A 16,284-nucleotide genomic window follows, 5' to 3' on the forward strand; every position below is an offset into this window, starting at 1 on the left:
CTGCAATCGGTTTTTTATGGTGTTTATTTAAGGCAAACTGCAATCCAGCAAATGCTGTGCAAGCATTCAGCATCTGCATGATATTGCCTCAGCTCTTTCCTGTCAGCCGCTCCGGCTAAAATTCATGCCGTGCTGGACACGCAGAGCCAGCTGCACTTTAAATGCAGCCCAGCGGCGATTTAGCTTCAGCGCTATTCATTCAGCCTGTATTAAATTCTGCCCAGCAAAAAATTACTGCGCCGTACGGTATCCGCTTAAGTTTACGCGTCTGTTGCCTTGGCGAATACTTTTGAAGAGAAGGGATCATGGCGGCATGGTGATTCAAATCAATTCGAATGTGAACCAGATGCCGTATTCAATTTACAGCACAGGTTGAGCTGCCAAATAAATTATTCAACTTCCAGATTAAATGTCACAGGGCCGTCATTGACCAAATGGACTTTCATGTCAGCGGCAAAAATACCGGTTTGCACATTTTTAAATTGTGACTCAGCGTAGCTGACCAGCTGCTCATACAGGGCTTTGGCATCGCTGGGCGGCATTGCTGGGCCAAAATCAGGACGCAGGCCTTTTTGCGTTTGCGCCATCAGCGTGAATTGAGAGACCAGCAGCAGCCCGCCGCCGGCTTGACTGACATTCCAGCCCATTTTGCCTTGTTCATCATCAAAAAAACGGTATTTTAAAATTTTATCAATCAGCTTTTTGCCCTTTTCCAATGAGTCATCTTTTCCTAAGCCGAGGAATACTAAAATTCCGTGCTGAATTTCTCCGGTGATTTCACCGTCGACAACCACTTTGGCTTCTAGAACACGCTGAAGGAGGGCACGCATATGGGACTCAAATGATGACAAAAAACGCAGGCATTGTAGCAAAAAAATCATCAAGCCTTATCCCCAAAGTGTTGAATAAATAATCATAAGCTGCTGAAAACAGGCGGTAATATTTTAAACAATTTAAAAATACGATTGATTTTATAAGAATAATCTGTTTTATCAATTTTAATTGATTCTGTATTGTTGCTGGTGCAGGAAAGGTATGAATTGAGAGATTTGAAGATGTTTAAGCGTTCTATATTGGTTGCCATGCTCACAGCAGCAACTGCCGCACAAGCGGCGCCATTAACCAAAGATAACGGTGCGCCAGTAGGCGACAATCAAAATTCCATCACAGCCGGTGAAGCTGGCCCAACATTGCTGCAAGATGTTCAGCTGGTTCAAAAGCTGCAGCGTTTTGGCCGTGAGCGCATTCCTGAGCGGGTTGTGCATGCGCGCGGTACAGGCGCTTATGGCGAATTTGTTGCTACCAAAGATTTATCAGATATTACTTTAGCGTCATTATTTAAAGCCGGTACAAAAACGCCGGTGTTTGTCCGCATGTCGACGGTTATTCATCCGAAAGGCTCTCCAGAAACTTTGCGTGACCCGCATGGTTTTGCGATTAAATTCTACACGCAAGAAGGCAACTGGGACCTAGTGGGCAACCAAACCCCGGTTTTCTTTATTCGTGACGCAATCAAATTCCCTGATTTCATCCATGCCATGAAGCCAAGCCCGATCAATAATGTTCAAGATCCGAACCGGGTATTTGACTTCTTGTCGAGCCAGCCATGGGCCACCAATATGCTGACCTATGTATACGGCAAGCAGGGTGTTCCGACCAGCTACCGCGAACAAGACGGTTTTGGCGTTCACGCATACAAACTGTATAACAGCAAGGGCGAATATAAATACGTGAAATTCAATTTCCGTTCTAAGCAAGGTGTTAAAGGCTTGAACGTGAAAGAAGCGGCGGAACAGTTAGGCAAAGACTTCAATCATTTAACCAATGATCTTTACAACAATATCAATGCCGGCAACTTCCCTAAATGGGATCTGTACATTCAGGTTCTAGATCCTAAAGATTTAGGCAAATTTGACTTTGATCCATTGGACCCGACAAAAATTTGGCCAACAGATGCCGCTCCAGAAGTGAAAGTCGGGACTTTAACGCTGAACCGCATGCCGAAGAATTTCTTCCAGGAAACTGAGCAGTCTGCATTTGCCCCGGGCAACTTGGTTCCAGGTATCGAGCCGTCTGAAGACCGTTTGCTGCAAGGCCGAATTTTCTCTTATTCAGATACGCAAATGTACCGTTTAGGCGCGAACCATCAGCAAATTCCTGTAAACCGCGCATTGGTGAATGTGAACAACAATAACCAAGACGGCTATATGAATACGGGCGCACGCGATTCAGATGTGAATTATGAACCAAGCCGCAAAGAGCCAAAACCGGCAACAGAAAAAGCCCGCGCAGTGAAAACGCCTGTGTCCGGTTATGTACAGCAAATCGGCACAAAAGAGCAAAACTTTAAGCAAGCCGGCGAGCTTTACCGTTCATACACGGCAAAAGAGAAAGATGACTTGATCATGAACTTGGCGGCCGATCTTGGCGGCGTTAAAGATTCAGAAACTAAGCACATCATGCTGTCTTATTTTTATAAAGCGGACGCTGACTACGGTATGCGTTTAACGCAAGCCGTGAAAGGCGACATCGCAGCGGTGAAAGCCAAAGCAGCTCAACTGAAAGACTGATTGCGGTCGGTCTGAACAAGATTGGTGACTAGGATGTAAAACATCACCAACAGAAAGCCCTGTAAAACTCTTTTCCTTTCCTGCAATCCTAGGGTGAGTTTTACAGGCACTTATCCCGCTCAATGATGAATGTTTTTAGAACCATTCTTGAGCAATGTATACCGTCGATTTTTGTTGGAGTTCATCATGAAAGCACTGCATCAAGCCGTTTTTGCCAGTATTTTGGCCTTCAGTTCCGCATTCGCAACGGCTGCTGAGCATCAAGATATCTCCCCCGCGCAAAGCGGCGCAAGCGTTCAGATGAACTCACAGCAAGAATTGACCAGCCTGTTTATGGCCGCCGCAAAAACCGGCAATCAGGACGTGCTGCATGAGTTCCTGAAAAACGGCTTCCCTGTCGATGCGCGCAATGCGCAAGGGTATACGGCCTTAATGATGGCGGCGTATTACGGTCAGTCAGAATCCGTCAGCACACTGCTCGGCTATGGTGCAGACCGCTGCCTGCGCGACGACAAGGGCAATACGGCGCTAATGGGCGCACTGTTAAAAATGGAATTTTCTATTGCGAAACAGCTGCGTAAAGTCGATTGCGACGCCAATGCAAAAGCGCCGGGACAGAAAACTGCGGCGGAGTTCGCGCAGGTGATCGGTCAGGAAAAACAGCTGCAGCAGATTATCGAGGCTGTGGAAAAGAATCCGTCCGAGGCGGAGAAATAACAGCTGCGCCTAACTGAAACTTTGGTCTAGAATTCGGCCGGCTGTACGTAAAACTAGCAATATCATATTGGAAAATATGCTTTAATGCCAAAAGCACAGCGAAATTCACATAGATATGGCTCCAATCATTCAATCCTTGCTTGATACTGACTTATACAAATTCACCATGCTTCAGGTGGTGCTGCATAAATTTCCGCAAACCTACAGTGTTTATCATTTCCGTTGCCGCAATTTAGAAGACACGGTTTATCCGCTGACGGATATTCTGGCGGATTTGAATGAACAGCTCGACCATCTGTGCCAATTAAAATTCAAAGAAGATGAATTGCTGTATTTGCGCAGCCTGCGTTTTATTAAAAGCGACTTTGTCGATTATCTGGAACTTTTCCAGCTGAAGCGCCGCTTTATTAAAGCAGGCATAGACAGCGAGGGGCGTTTGGACATCTGGGTGGAAGGCCCCATGGTGCAGGCCATGATGTTTGAAATTTTTGTGCTGGCGATTGTCAATGAACTGTATTTCCGCCGGATCCGTACAGATGATGTGCTGGCTGAAGGTGAGCGCCGCCTTTTGGCTAAAATTGCGCTGCTGAAAAAATATGAAGCGGAACAGAACCCCAATGATCCGCCTTTTTTAGTTTCCGATTTCGGAACGCGACGCCGCTACAGTTTTGAGTGGCAAAAGCATGTGATTGAAGAGTTTAATCAGGCCTCGCCTTATATTTTCCGCGGCACCAGCAATGTTTTGATTGCGAAAGATTTGAACATTACGCCGATCGGCACCATGGCGCATGAATTTCTACAAGCCTTTCAGGCGCTGGATGTGCGGTTGCGCAATTTTCAAAAAGCGGCGCTGGAAACTTGGGTGCAGGAATACCGGGGCGATCTGGGCATTGCATTGACGGATGTTGTCGGGATGGATGCTTTCCTGTGCGATTTTGACCTGTATTTTGCCAAACTGTTTGATGGCCTGCGGCATGACAGCGGCAATCCTTATGAATGGGGCGATAAAGCCTATGCGCATTATAAAAAACTGAAAATTGACAGCAAAACGAAAATGCTGACTTTCAGTGACGGCTTGAATTTAGAAAAAGCCTGGGATCTGCATAATTATTTCAAAGACCGTTTTCAGGTCAGCTTCGGCATTGGCACCAACTTGACCAATGATATGGGGCAGACCCCGTTGAACATTGTGCTGAAACTGGTGGAATGCAACGGCCAGTCTGTCGCTAAAATTTCTGACAGCCCAGGAAAAACCATGACCGATAACGATACCTTTTTGGCTTATTTGCGTCAGGTCTTCGCGATTCAGGAAGAGCAGGCGTAAATTGCCAAAGCTTATAAAAAAGCTGAACCTGTGTTCAGCTTTTTTAATATCTATGATTTTGCTAAAGGAATGCAAAATTTCAGAATAGCCGTGAAATACAGTTATGTTAAGATCGATGGCAAGTGGATGGATAAATAATCGAATAACGATGACTGATGCTGCATTGAATTTAGATTTGCTGATAGAGGCAGAAGACTTGGTTCCTTATTTGGGACATGAAAAATTAAGAATCATCGATTTATGCCGCAGTTCTGTATATGAACAGCTGCATATTCCGCATGCCGTTCATCTTAAGCCCGGCCTGTTGGTGCGTCAGGAAGAGCAGGCGACCGGCCTGCTGCCCGATCAGGAGGGTTTGGAAAAGCTGATCCGTCATTTGAATATCAGCCCTGAACATCATGTGGTGGTGTATGACGATGAAGGCGGCGCTTGGGCAGGGCGGCTGATTTGGAACTTGCATTGCTTGGGATTTGAAAAGGTCAGTTTGCTGAATGGCGGCATTCATGCATGGCTGGGAGCGGGGCTGCCGACATCTTCCGAAGTGGACACGCTGCAGCCGGTCGAAAACCTGCTGCAGGTAAATTTAGCGCATCAGCCTCTGCATCATATAAATTATGATCAGCTTCTGGAAAAGGTGCGTCAAAACGCAGTGCAAGTCTGGGATTGCCGCACAGAAGATGAATATACAGGCCTGCGTTTGGCTGCGCGACGCGGCGGTCACGTTCCCGGAGCGCTTCATTTTGAATGGAGTACTGCCCTAAACCGGCAAAATCATTTAAAATTGCATCCCTTAGAACGCACGCAACAGCGCTTAGAACAACTGGGATTCAATATCAATGAACCCGTGGTGGTCTACTGTCAGTCACACCACCGCTCAGGGCTTGCCTATATTTTAGGGCGGCTGCTGGGCTGGAATATTCAAGCTTATGATGGTGCGTGGAGTGAATGGGGCAATCGCCTCGATAGTCCTGTCATAACCGGAGAGTTGCCGTCTTGAGCATCAAATCACGATTAAAAAAACAAATTTTCATTCAAGCCCAGCGTGTTGTGCCGCAGCATAAGCTGTCCCGAGTGGTAGGCAAAGTGGCGGCCAGTGAAAACCCGCTGCTGAAAAATGCGGTGATCAGCGCTTTTAAAGCGCAATACGGCATTGATATGTCCATTGCGGAACAAAGCAACGCTTTGAAATTCAAATCATTTAATGAATTTTTTACCCGTTCTTTAAAAGATGGCGTGCGTGAAATTGATACAGATGCAAGCAGCATAGTCTCTCCAGCCGATGGCGCAATTTCTCAGTTAGGCAAAATTGAAGCCGGCGACATTTTCCAAGCCAAAGGGCAAAGCTTTTCAGTGGAGAAACTGATTGCAGATCCTCAGCTGGCGCAGCCGTTTAAGAATGGCCAATTTGCCACTGTATATCTTTCGCCGAAAGACTATCACCGCGTGCATATGCCGTTTGCGGGTACCTTGACTGAGACCCTGTATGTTCCAGGCGAATTATTTTCTGTCAATCAGACCACAGCAGAGAATATTCCGGGCTTATTTGCGCGCAATGAACGCATGGTGTGCTTATTTGATACTGAACTGGGGCGTATGGCCGTAGTTCTCGTCGGTGCAATGATTGTGGCAGGCATTGAAACTGTTGCGACAGGCAAAGTGAAGCCGACAGGCCGTTTAGAATTGAATCAGCACAATTTATTTTTGGAAAAAGGCGCAGAATTAGGCCGTTTCTATTTGGGCTCGACTGCTGTGGTGTTATTTGAAGAGAATAAAATGCAGTGGGATGCTGAATTTAAAGCCAATTCGGCCGTGGTGATGGGCAAGGCTTTGGGACATACCATCTAAATTTCTCTTTCCTTTTAGGAGAGAGCTAGGATGAGGTTCTTTTTCTTTCGCTGATGTTCTGGCAACTGCTGTTTAGCTTCCCAAAGAGAAGATAATCTGCCAGAAAATCCCCCTTTAGCAAAGGGGGGAGAACCATGGATATAAAAAAAGCGCCATCAGGCGCTTTTTTTTATGAAGAATACAGCGTTAGCGTTTCACCACAATCGAGTCGATACCGCTGTGCTGCAGCGTCTGCTGTGCGATGACCGCCGCTTCTTGTGAGTCATATGGGCCTGAAACCACCCGGTACCATACTTTTCCATTTTCAGTGGTCTGCACCACATCTGCAGATAAGCCATTCAGAATGATTTCCGCACGGCGCGCATCAGCCTGATCCGGATCATCATAGCTGCGCACTTGCAGGATGTAGTTGGAGATATGAGCCGGCGCGCTGGCTTGCAAGCCCGGTTCACCTGTGTTTTCAGCAGGCTCTTCTTTTGGCGCTTCCACAATCACCACGGTTCCTTCGTTTTTCGCTTCAGGAATGGCTTGTTCTGGAATAGGTGTCACTTGCTGCTGCGGCAGCAGATCATAAAAACGGTAGTCTTTATTGGTCTCTTCCGGCGCATGTTCGGACGTAACCTGATTTTTAGGTTTCACTGGTTCCCAAGGTTTCCAGAGCATGAGCGCTACAACAAAACTTAGAATGATCAATATAATTGCCAAAGTTCCCAGCCATGCAGGAATTAAAGGCTTTTTCGGCTTATTTGGCCGTTCTGATACACCGCGCTGCGTTTTTCCAAACACGTGGGAACCTCATTATTCTAATAAATGCCGCCAAGGGCATGGTCTTTTCAACTCAATCGTAAAAATCACCATGTTTTACAAAACAGATCAACAGACCTGTTTTGCAAAAGAACACTTCATTTTCAGCTTGTATCAAAACTGGATTACATTGATTCTGGTGCAGAAACACCCAGCAATTCTAAACCATTGCGAATCACTTGCTGTACGTTTACTGAAAGCACGAGCCGAGCTTGAGATAACGCGGTATTTTGCTCATCTAAAATTTTGACATCTTCCTGAGCATACCAGCCATGGAAAGAGGCAGCCAGTTCTTTCAAGTAATTGCCAATTTGATGCGGCTCATAGTTATTGGCTGCGCGTGTAACAATTTCAGGATACGCGGCCAGTTTTGCCAAAATTTCAGTTTCAGTTTCTGATACGAGCAGAGACACGTCATAGCTGGCCATTTGGCTGCGGTCAAATGCTATGTTTTTTTCAGGCGCGCGAATATCAACCATGCGGTTGACGCGTGCATGCGCATATTGAATATAGTACACAGCATTGTCTTTGCTTTGCGACACAGCCAAGTCCAAGTCAAAATCAATGTGCTGTTCAGACTTGCGCATAACATAATAGAAGCGCGCAGCATCGTTGCCGACTTCTTTACGCAAGTCACGCAAGGTCACGAACTGCCCTGAACGGGATGACATTTGCACCATTTCGCCGCCGCGCCATAGGCTGACGAACTGCACCAAAAGCACAGTCAGCTTTTTAGAGTCATAGCCCATGGCATCAATGGCCGCTTTTACGCGGGCAATATAGCCGTGGTGGTCTGAACCCCAGATATCGACGATATCAGTGTAGCCGCGCTGCAATTTGTTCAGGTGGTAAGCAATATCAGAAGCGAAATAAGTGGTTTGTCCGTTACGGCGTTTTACCACACGGTCTTTTTCATCGCCAAATTCTGTGGATTTAAACCAGATGTTGCCGTCTTTTTCATACAGGAAGCCGCGCTGATCTAACGTCTGCAACGCTTCTTCAATTTTTTCGGTCAGCTCAGCTTCGCTGAACCATTGGTTAAACGTCACACCGAATTCGCCAAGGTCATCTTTAATGTCATCAAGAATGGCTTTCAGCGCCGCTTGATGGAACACACGGTAGCCTGCGCCCAAGTGGTTGTGCGAATTATAAATTAAACCGTCAATGTGTTTTTCTTTATCGCCTGACAGTACGACTTTATTGCCTTCTGCATCTAATTCTGCAGCGTACTGAATATCGTCAGGCACATCTTTGTAGATATCCGCCACTGGACGCACGTATGCATCGCCGTCTTGATCAATAATGCTTTGTGCGATTTCTTTTACATAGTCGCCTTGGTAGGCATTTTTCGGGAACACCAATTCTTGACCGGTTAATTCCAAATAGCGCAGGTATGTGGATGTAGCCAAAATGTCCATTTGACGGCCAGCATCGTTGACATAGTATTCACGGTCAACTTTTGCGCCAGTCGCTTCCAGAAGGTTAGCAACTGTCATGCCGTAAGCTGCGCCGCGGCCGTGGCCGACATGCAGGCTTGAAGTGGGGTTGGCCGATACGAATTCAACTTGAACGCGCTTGCCTGCATTGGCTTGAGTACGGCCAAACTGATCTTTTTGCGCTTGAATCTGTTCCAGCACAGCAAAACGCTGGTTAGCGTTTAAGAAAAAGTTGATAAAGCCGGGGCCTGCAATTTCCGCTTTGCTGATGTCTGCAACTTCAGGCAGAGTGGCAAGAATTTTTTCCGCTAAATCACGCGGTTTCATACCGGCAGCCTTAGACCCAATCATGGCAATATTTGAAGCAAAGTCACCATGGCTTCGGTCTTTGGTACGCGTCAAAGTGCTGGTGTTTTTCCAGTCAGATGGGAGTACGCCTTCCGCTTGAAGGGATTGAACTGCATGGTCGAGAGCTGCTTGTATTGCCGTATTCATAATCAGTCGAAGAATAAATGTCGCAGAAAAACAGCAAATATAGCAAATTTCAGACCCTTTAGGTGAACCCATTTGCTGTGAATAAATAATATTCGATGAAAAATAAAAGATTGTTTATATCGAATTGAAACGATATATATGCATACTGAATAAACCAGTGTTTCAGACCCGGCAGACATGACTCAACAGATACCTCCTGAAAGCCCCAAAATTATGGGGAAAATTCCCAAACTTCCTGCGCGCTGGGCCGGCATTGTGGTGCCATTTATTCTGTCTTGCCTAATGAGCGGCATTATCTCTTTTGTGAACATGCTGCGCAATTTGGGCTGGTTTGACGGCTTTATTTCGCTGTGGCTGCACAGCTGGATGGTTTCCTGGGCTATTGCATTTCCGATTGTCGTGACCTTGCTGCCGTTTGTACGCAAATTTGCCGGCCTGCTGGTGGATATGCGGCCGCCTAAATAAATGTTGCAGAGCTGCTGCGATTAAAATTTCCAGCAGCTGATAGGCTTTATTCAGTCATGCTGCTGGATTGTTTTGAAATGCATCGCATGTCAGGTGCCATTATTTTTGATGCGGCTGATTTGAACAGGCATTGATTTTTATCGTTTTGATGGGTGCAGCGCTTTAAGCCAGTACCTTATGCCGTCGCTGACGCGGGTTTGATGGCGTTGTGCAGGCATAAAGCTGTGCTGTTTTAAAGCACATTTTCAACAAAGGCGCGGATAATCCCCAGAATCAGGCCGATAAATGCGCCAACCACCACGCCATTGACGCGGATCATGTGCAAGTCGCCGCCGACTTCATTTTCAATCTTGTCAATCATTACACTAGAATCCCATTCATGAATGCGCTGACTGATAAAGCGGATGACTTTTTCACTGTATTGATCGGACAGGTTGATGGCGACATCACTGAGCTTTTCATTCAGCAATTGGCGCACGGCAACATTGGAGACAATATTTTCTCCGACTTGCTGGATTGCGACCCGCAAGTTTTGCGCGACGCCGGAATCCGGTTTTTGCAAATCAGCTTTAATGGCGTCGCATAAAATCACCACCGCGCCGCTGATAAAATTCAGCACTTGCGGGCTGTCCAGCAGGGCATCCTTGGTTTGGTTCAGGCGCATGCTGGCCGTACTCCGGCTGTCCGCCAGCTCCAGCATCAGGTTTTGCCCAGCTGTTTCTATCTGGATGCGCCATGGGTGTTCAGGGTCTGCCAGCATGGACTCAACACGCTCAATCATCGAGTCAATGGTGCGCTGCTGCACATCAATGCCGATCCAGCTGGCGCCTTTGGCCAGTTTCCAAACCCCCAGTTCTTTAAACAGCTGGCGGGTCAAGTCACGCGCCTGTTCAGGATGATGCGTCATCCATTCGTGCGCCAAATCCAGTCCGCGCTGCAGCACATCCTGATGAAAATCATTTTCCAGCACAGCCCGCAGCATTTCGCTGGCCAAATGATTCACCTGCGTGTTTTTAACCCATTGCACGCTGTTGCTTTGAATAAAGCGCCCAATTTGCTCCTGTCCGACAAATTCAAAAATTTTGGGTACAGTTTGCTGAATGACATCAGTGACTTGCTTGTTATTGTGCGGATTGGCCAGCCATTTTCCGACCGCCAGCGATAAATCAATATCCTGCAGGCTACGTTCCACGACCTGAGGCGAGAGAAAATTTTCCTGCACAAAACGGCCCATCGATTCTGCAATTCGGGCTTTATTGCGCGGAATAATTTCGGTGTGGTCACGCAGGAATTTCGGAATCGGCATTTTCCCGAATGGGTTGCGGAACAGCACGGTAATGGCGTACCAGTCTGCTAATCCCCCGACGACGCCCGCCTCCGCAGACAGCATTAGAATATGAATCAGCCAGACATATTCCGGCAGCAGCTTAGCGGCCACCATCAGCGCAAGCCAAGCCAGTACCGCCATCATTAAGGCAATAGTGGCAAAGCGTTTGCTGCGCTGCAGATTCGGCGACACTGCGGTCTGCTCTTGATCCATGTGCATTGCGGGTTAGGCGCTCCTATTTAGACTGTGCCGGCGCAGGGGCGGGCGGCAAGATTTCACCCGTGCTGCTCAGGCCGTATTTAGGCCCCAGCGACTGCAGAATCAGGCGGGCATCAAAAGCGTCCTTGGGCGCTGTTTTTTCATTTTTAAAACATTCAATGGTATAGGCCACTTGCGTCGGGTCTAAAGTCACAACACGCGGCATATCATAGAACGGGTCAGGCCAGAAGCCGGGATAGCGGCGGTAATAGCCATATGGATAAGGCGATGGGGTTGGGTAAACCACAGCCTGTCTTGGCGGCTGCTGCGTGCGGTTGCTTGGATCATCTAAAACTTTAAAAAACTGAAAGCCTTGCTGCACAGTGGCTTGCGCCGCTTTGACCAAGGTGATTTCTTCCGCTGTGCCGTAGCTCATATTGGGGCTGGCTTTGAAGCTGATGCGGAAAGTCTGTGCATTCAGCGGTGTTGTGCTGAATTGCCCAAGCTGATCAAACGTTAGCGGTTTGGATGGAGTGGTGGCACAGCCGGCAAGAGTTAAGCTGGCGCCAAGGGCGGCAGCCAATACAATATTTTTCATGCTTAACCTCCTAAAAATGGTGGCTGAATGGGAGAGAGGCAGCCTGCTGATTTAGAAACTGGAATCGGGCTGCGTTAAAAATTCTGCTTCTTCTGCTGTGGACACCCGGCCTAATACAGCATTGCGGTGCGGATAGCGCCCAAAACGGTCAATAATGACTTTATGTTTTTTTTCAAAATCCAAATTCATTGGATTGCCGAGATCTTCGAATAATTTTAACGCATATTGATGAATCAGGGGAGATTCACTGTGCATGAACGGCATATATAAAAATGAGCGCTGATCTGGCCGCAGCTGCTGATCAAGGCCCTGACTGACCGCTTCCTGCGCTAAAGCCAGCGCCAGCGCATCCTGTGCAAAAGCTAAGGGCGATTCGCGGTATAGGTTGCGCGAAAACTGATCCAGTACAATAATTTCGGCTAAACGGCCTTCGGCACTGCTGCGCCAGTTCCAAAGTTCAGATTTCTGGGCGCTGAGAAGCGTGCTTTTAAAGCGTTTTTCAAGGGTTTGGTCAAAGGCGTCACTTTTTGAAAACCAGTTTTTCTGGTTTTCAGGCGCAAACCAAAAGTCTAAAATATCTTGATAATTCATATATTTTACGTGCTGTTAGCATTTATTCTTCAATAAGATCACAAATTTTGAATGTCATATAGTGCAACTTTGTGATAAAAAATTGCAAAAATAAAATCGTAGATTGCCTGAAAAATATGCAGGGTATAATGTGCAGCAGATAAATCACGTTATACTGCATAAATAAATGATTTTATTTTAGTAGTTCTTCCATTAAGCGAGATTGCAATGAGTCAGCCCGAATCGACCTCTCAAGATATTTTACCGGCTTGGGTGGATTCTACGCATTTAAACGGCATGCTGCGCGGCATAGAGCGTGAGAGCCTGCGTATGCAGAGCAGCGGTTTTCTGTCTCAGGCCGATCATCCGGAGACGCTGGGTTCGGCATTGACGCATCCGTACATCACGACGGATTATTCAGAAGCTTTAATGGAATTTATTACCCCGCCAAAAGACAGTATCGGCAAGGCTTTAGACTATTTAAAAGATATTCATGCCGTGGTGCACGGCCATTTGAAAGATGATGAGAAACTGTGGCCGCTGTCTATGCCGTGCATGCTGGATGATCAGGAAGAAAGCATCCGCTTGGCGCAGTACGGCACATCGAATATTGGCCGGTTTAAAACCCTGTACCGCCATGGCTTGGGGGTGCGTTACGGGCGGCGCATGCAGACAATTTCCGGCGTGCATTATAATTTATCTTTTCCAGATCATTTTTTTGCAGCGCTGCAAGCAGCGGAGACAGATGAAGGGCTGAAAACGCTCAGCCTGCAGGACTACTGCAGCCACCGCTATTTTGGCCTGATCCGCAATTTTATCCGCTTGACGCCTTTGGTGATGTTTGTGCTTGGCGCCAGCCCCTCCGTATGCAAATGCTTTATGACTGGCCGTGAGCATCATTTGCTGCCTTTGCTGAAAGGTACGCTGTATTTGCCTTATGCGACTGCGCTGCGCATGGGCCGTTTTGGCTATCAGAACTCTGCGCAAAAGCAGCTGGGCATTCATTACAATAATCTCAGCGGCTATTTAGACGGGCTGCAAAAAGCGGTGCACACGCCGTACGCGCCATTCAGCCGTTTGGGTTTAAATGACGCGCTGGGTGAGCCGATTCAAATCAATGACCATGTGCTGCAGATTGAAAATGAATATTACAGTCTGGTGCGGCCTAAGCAGGTGCCGCTGGACGGAGAGACACCGTCTGAAGCATTGCAGAAACGCGGGGTCGGCTATGTTGAACTGCGCGCTGTGGATGTGAATCCTTACAGCCCGATCGGCATTGATGAGCAGGCTGCAGGCTTCCTTGAAGTGCTGGCCTTGTACTGCCTGCTGCAGGACAGTCCGGATTTGCTGGACGATGAACAGGAAATCATTGAGCAGAATCAAGCTGAAGTGGTGAACCGCGGCCGCGCGCCGAATGCATCGATTAATGAAAATGGCCAAAGCTATCCAATTGAAGAATGGTGCCGCCGCTATTTAACAGAAATGCAGCCATTGGCCGCTTTACTGGACAGCGCATATGAGACACATTTGTACCGCGATGCGCTGGACGTCATGCAATTGCGTGTGGACGATGTGGATGAAACCCTTTCTGCCAAAATGATTGAAGATACTTTGGCGCAGGGCGGCACCTGGAGTTTTGGCAGCTTTATGGCGCAGCAGCATGCAGAAGCGTATGAACAGCATCCGCTGAGCACCGAAACGCAGCATTATTTTGCAGAGGCGGCGCAAGCCTCCTTGCAGCGCCTGCACGAACTGGAGCAGGATACCGCCATCAGTTTTGAACAGTATTTAACCCATTTTAGATAAAAATTAAGAGGATATGCCATGCAATGGAGTTATCGCTTCGTGAGTGGTTTTTTGTTTTTGGCCAGTGTCATCGGCATGGCTTTTGCGCTGTATTTAGAACATGGTCAGGGCTTGGAGCCATGTCCGCTATGCGTGTTTCAGCGGATCGGTCTTATTGGGCTGGGCTTAATGTCGCTGATCGCGTTTCTGCATAATCCTGTTTCCAACGGCTTTAAGCGCTTTTATGCTTTTTTAGGCACGCTGGCTATTCTGTGGTCTGCCGGTGTGGCGGCCCGCCATGTCTGGCTGCAAAGCCTGCCGCCGGATGAAGTGCCGAGCTGCGGCCCTGGTCTGGACTATTGGCTGGATACGTTGCCATTAAAATCGGTGTTCCAGCAAGTGCTGACCGGTTCTGGTGAATGCGCCAGAGTCGATTGGACTTTCTTGGGGCAATCTTTACCGGTATGGTCGCTGGCGTTTTTCTGTGTGCTGGCGCTGATCAGCCTGTGTCAGCTCTTCCGTAAATATCAAACTGCGCCCGTGAAGCGCCTAAGAGATAAATACTGATTTTGAGCTGAAATGCTCAAATCAAAAAATTAAAAAAGCCCTCTGTAATAGAGGGCTTTTTTAATAAGGCTTGATGAATGAGTTTAAGTCAGGGCAATGCCTTCAAAATGTTTTAAATCCATCAGGTATTCATGAATCTCATTGCACTTGAGATCATCGGCATTGGGGTAAAACCAATGCACAATTTGTTCTGCAACCTGCGGATGGTGCTGAAGTTCAAAATGATTCAAACCGTAAAAAATCGCTTTATGTGCATCAGGCACTTTCAGCTGATAGCGCGGGTTCGGGTGTTCGCCTAAAGCGCTTTTAACACTGACCAAATAGTCGCCAATGACTTGCAGGGTGCGGTTTTTCCGGTTTTCAAATTCAATGGTGCCTGCAACCAGATAGGTGTTGATATGCGATGGAATGGGCGCCGGCTTGCGGTTGTCATCCATTAAGCCAATCCTGACTTGATTATGTTCCCAGTCATCATCGCGCACGCTGCCGTAGCGCAGGTCTAAAATGCCGTTGCTGCGGATATTGGCAATATGGCCCACAATTTTACCCAGCGGAATGCGGCGCAAATGCTTTTGCAGCGCAAAGCCGATGCGTTCCAGCACTGCGCCATGGTGCGGTGAGCCCAAGCAGACTAAGTTTTCAACCCGATGAACCCAGCCGTACATATTCTGTTTGCCGTAAAATAAAGCGCTGCGTGAAACCAATCCGCCCATGCTGTGGCCAATCAGGTCAATGCTGGTAATTCCTGGATTGCGCCGAACGATATCTTCCAGCGTGTTGGATAAACTGCGCCCATTGGCGGAGATGCGGCGCCCAGTATTGTAGTTCAGGTACAGCATGGTGTTATGGTCGCGCTGCGCCAGCAGTTTTTCGCCAATGCCGCCGTATTTTCGGGTGGACCAGTCTAAATGATTCATGCATAAGCCGTGCACCAGCAGAGTGATGCGGCCTGTGAGTTCACCTTTCTGCACGGCGCCATAGTGGTCATAAACGACCATGGGCAAGGCCATCGGGTTGTGATATTTCAATAAATAATCGCCTAGCACGCCATTCAGTGCGCCCACTAAAAAATGCAGGTAAGGGGTCAGGGGCTTGTCATGCAGGCGCGGAAATTTTTCAATGATGCTGCGCAGCCCGGGCGCCAGCAAGTAGTTGCCGTAATTGAAAAAAGTTTCATAGGTCAGTTGGTATATTTTTTCAACATATGGAATTTTATGGAATTTTTTAGATTTTTGTTCGCTCATGCCAAAAATGCTTATCAGCAGTTCACGCTGAATATTTTGAATCAGGTCATGCACGACATCACTGAAACGCATAGTGACCAGCTGTGCCAGACCTTCTAATACATCTGCCTGACTGGGCGGAGTACGGTCCCATTTACAATAAGTTTCGTGCAGTGGCGTTAAACTAGGCATTGGCTGCTATCCTATTTTTGCCCTGCCCAGATATGCGGTGATTGCTGCTGAGACAGGGAAGGCCTTTTCTTGTTGCTATTTTGTCATTCATCTCGAATTAATTTTAAAATACAGAGATTTGCAGCGTGGTTGTATTTTTTTTGTCTGACAATTCTTGAGATTGCGTAT

The 16,284-nt window shown here is 47.5% G+C and carries 15 protein-coding genes; 8 read left to right on the plus strand and 7 right to left on the minus strand.

Translation table 11 applies throughout. The features are described from left to right. Nucleotides 1–389: 389 nt before the first annotated feature. A complete protein-coding gene (gene dtd, locus AZH43_RS07560) occupies nt 390–830 on the minus strand; it encodes a D-aminoacyl-tRNA deacylase (RefSeq protein WP_067668438.1) in 441 nt (146 codons plus the stop codon). A gap of 225 nt (nt 831–1,055) precedes the next feature. Here dtd and AZH43_RS07565 point away from each other — a divergent pair, with 225 nt between their 5' ends. From AZH43_RS07565 to asd, 5 genes are all read left to right on the plus strand, one after another. After that, nucleotides 1,056–2,570: a catalase gene (locus tag AZH43_RS07565; protein ID WP_067668327.1), complete on the plus strand. Its 1,515-nt coding sequence runs from the start codon at nt 1,056–1,058 to the stop codon at nt 2,568–2,570. A 186-nt stretch (nt 2,571–2,756) separates the two neighbouring features. Further along, the gene (locus tag AZH43_RS07570) at nt 2,757–3,287 is read left to right on the plus strand and encodes an ankyrin repeat domain-containing protein (protein ID WP_067668329.1); all 531 of its coding nucleotides are present in this window, start codon (nt 2,757–2,759) and stop codon (nt 3,285–3,287) included. Between the two features lie 115 nt (nt 3,288–3,402). Continuing rightward, nucleotides 3,403–4,611: a nicotinate phosphoribosyltransferase gene (pncB, locus tag AZH43_RS07575; protein ID WP_067668331.1), complete on the plus strand. Its 1,209-nt coding sequence runs from the start codon at nt 3,403–3,405 to the stop codon at nt 4,609–4,611. A gap of 148 nt (nt 4,612–4,759) precedes the next feature. Further along, nucleotides 4,760–5,608: a sulfurtransferase gene (locus AZH43_RS07580; protein ID WP_067668333.1), complete on the plus strand. Its 849-nt coding sequence runs from the start codon at nt 4,760–4,762 to the stop codon at nt 5,606–5,608. Next, nucleotides 5,605–6,456 carry an archaetidylserine decarboxylase gene (gene asd, locus AZH43_RS07585; RefSeq protein WP_067668335.1) on the plus strand — a complete coding sequence of 284 codons (852 nt, stop codon included), beginning with the start codon at nt 5,605–5,607 and terminating at the stop codon, nt 6,454–6,456. The genes AZH43_RS07580 and asd overlap by 4 nt, the downstream gene beginning before the upstream one ends. A gap of 186 nt (nt 6,457–6,642) precedes the next feature. Here asd and AZH43_RS07590 read toward each other — a convergent pair whose 3' ends face one another. Both AZH43_RS07590 and argS read right to left on the minus strand, forming a co-directional pair. Beyond that, the gene (locus AZH43_RS07590; RefSeq protein ID WP_067668337.1) at nt 6,643–7,242 is read right to left on the minus strand and encodes an SPOR domain-containing protein; all 600 of its coding nucleotides are present in this window, start codon (nt 7,240–7,242) and stop codon (nt 6,643–6,645) included. 143 nt (nt 7,243–7,385) lie between these two features. Next, a complete protein-coding gene (gene argS, locus AZH43_RS07595; RefSeq protein WP_067668440.1) occupies nt 7,386–9,191 on the minus strand; it encodes an arginine--tRNA ligase in 1,806 nt (601 codons plus the stop codon). Between the two features lie 177 nt (nt 9,192–9,368). Between argS and AZH43_RS07600 the strand changes: the two genes are divergently transcribed. After that, a complete protein-coding gene (locus AZH43_RS07600) occupies nt 9,369–9,656 on the plus strand; it encodes a DUF2798 domain-containing protein (protein ID WP_067668339.1) in 288 nt (95 codons plus the stop codon). Between the two features lie 232 nt (nt 9,657–9,888). Here the strand turns inward: AZH43_RS07600 and AZH43_RS07605 are convergent, their stop codons facing one another. The 3 genes from AZH43_RS07605 to AZH43_RS07615 are packed head-to-tail and all read right to left on the minus strand — an operon-like array spanning nt 9,889 to nt 12,370. Then, on the minus strand, nt 9,889–11,196 hold the full coding sequence (locus AZH43_RS07605) for a DUF445 domain-containing protein (RefSeq protein ID WP_067668342.1): 1,308 nt from the start codon (nt 11,194–11,196) through the stop codon (nt 9,889–9,891). A gap of 22 nt (nt 11,197–11,218) precedes the next feature. Continuing rightward, nucleotides 11,219–11,779, minus strand: coding sequence for a CC0125/CC1285 family lipoprotein (locus AZH43_RS07610; RefSeq protein WP_067668343.1), 561 nt, complete (start codon nt 11,777–11,779; stop codon nt 11,219–11,221). 51 nt (nt 11,780–11,830) lie between these two features. After that, nucleotides 11,831–12,370, minus strand: coding sequence for a DUF924 family protein (locus AZH43_RS07615; RefSeq protein ID WP_067668345.1), 540 nt, complete (start codon nt 12,368–12,370; stop codon nt 11,831–11,833). 207 nt (nt 12,371–12,577) lie between these two features. Between AZH43_RS07615 and gshA the strand changes: the two genes are divergently transcribed. Both gshA and AZH43_RS07625 read left to right on the plus strand, forming a co-directional pair. Continuing rightward, complete coding sequence (gshA, locus tag AZH43_RS07620) at nt 12,578–14,155, plus strand: glutamate--cysteine ligase (protein ID WP_067668347.1); 1,578 nt, start codon at nt 12,578–12,580, stop codon at nt 14,153–14,155. A gap of 18 nt (nt 14,156–14,173) precedes the next feature. Next, entirely contained in the window at nt 14,174–14,701 is a 528-nt protein-coding gene (locus tag AZH43_RS07625) for a disulfide bond formation protein B (RefSeq protein ID WP_067668349.1), read from the plus strand. Nucleotides 14,702–14,784: 83 nt separating this feature from the next. Here AZH43_RS07625 and AZH43_RS07630 read toward each other — a convergent pair whose 3' ends face one another. Continuing rightward, on the minus strand, nt 14,785–16,116 hold the full coding sequence (locus AZH43_RS07630) for a PGAP1-like alpha/beta domain-containing protein (protein WP_067668351.1): 1,332 nt from the start codon (nt 16,114–16,116) through the stop codon (nt 14,785–14,787). Nucleotides 16,117–16,284 lie beyond the last annotated feature (168 nt).

It is taken from the genome of Acinetobacter pragensis (assembly GCF_001605895.1).
Classification (GTDB): Bacteria; Pseudomonadota; Gammaproteobacteria; order Pseudomonadales; family Moraxellaceae; genus Acinetobacter; species Acinetobacter pragensis.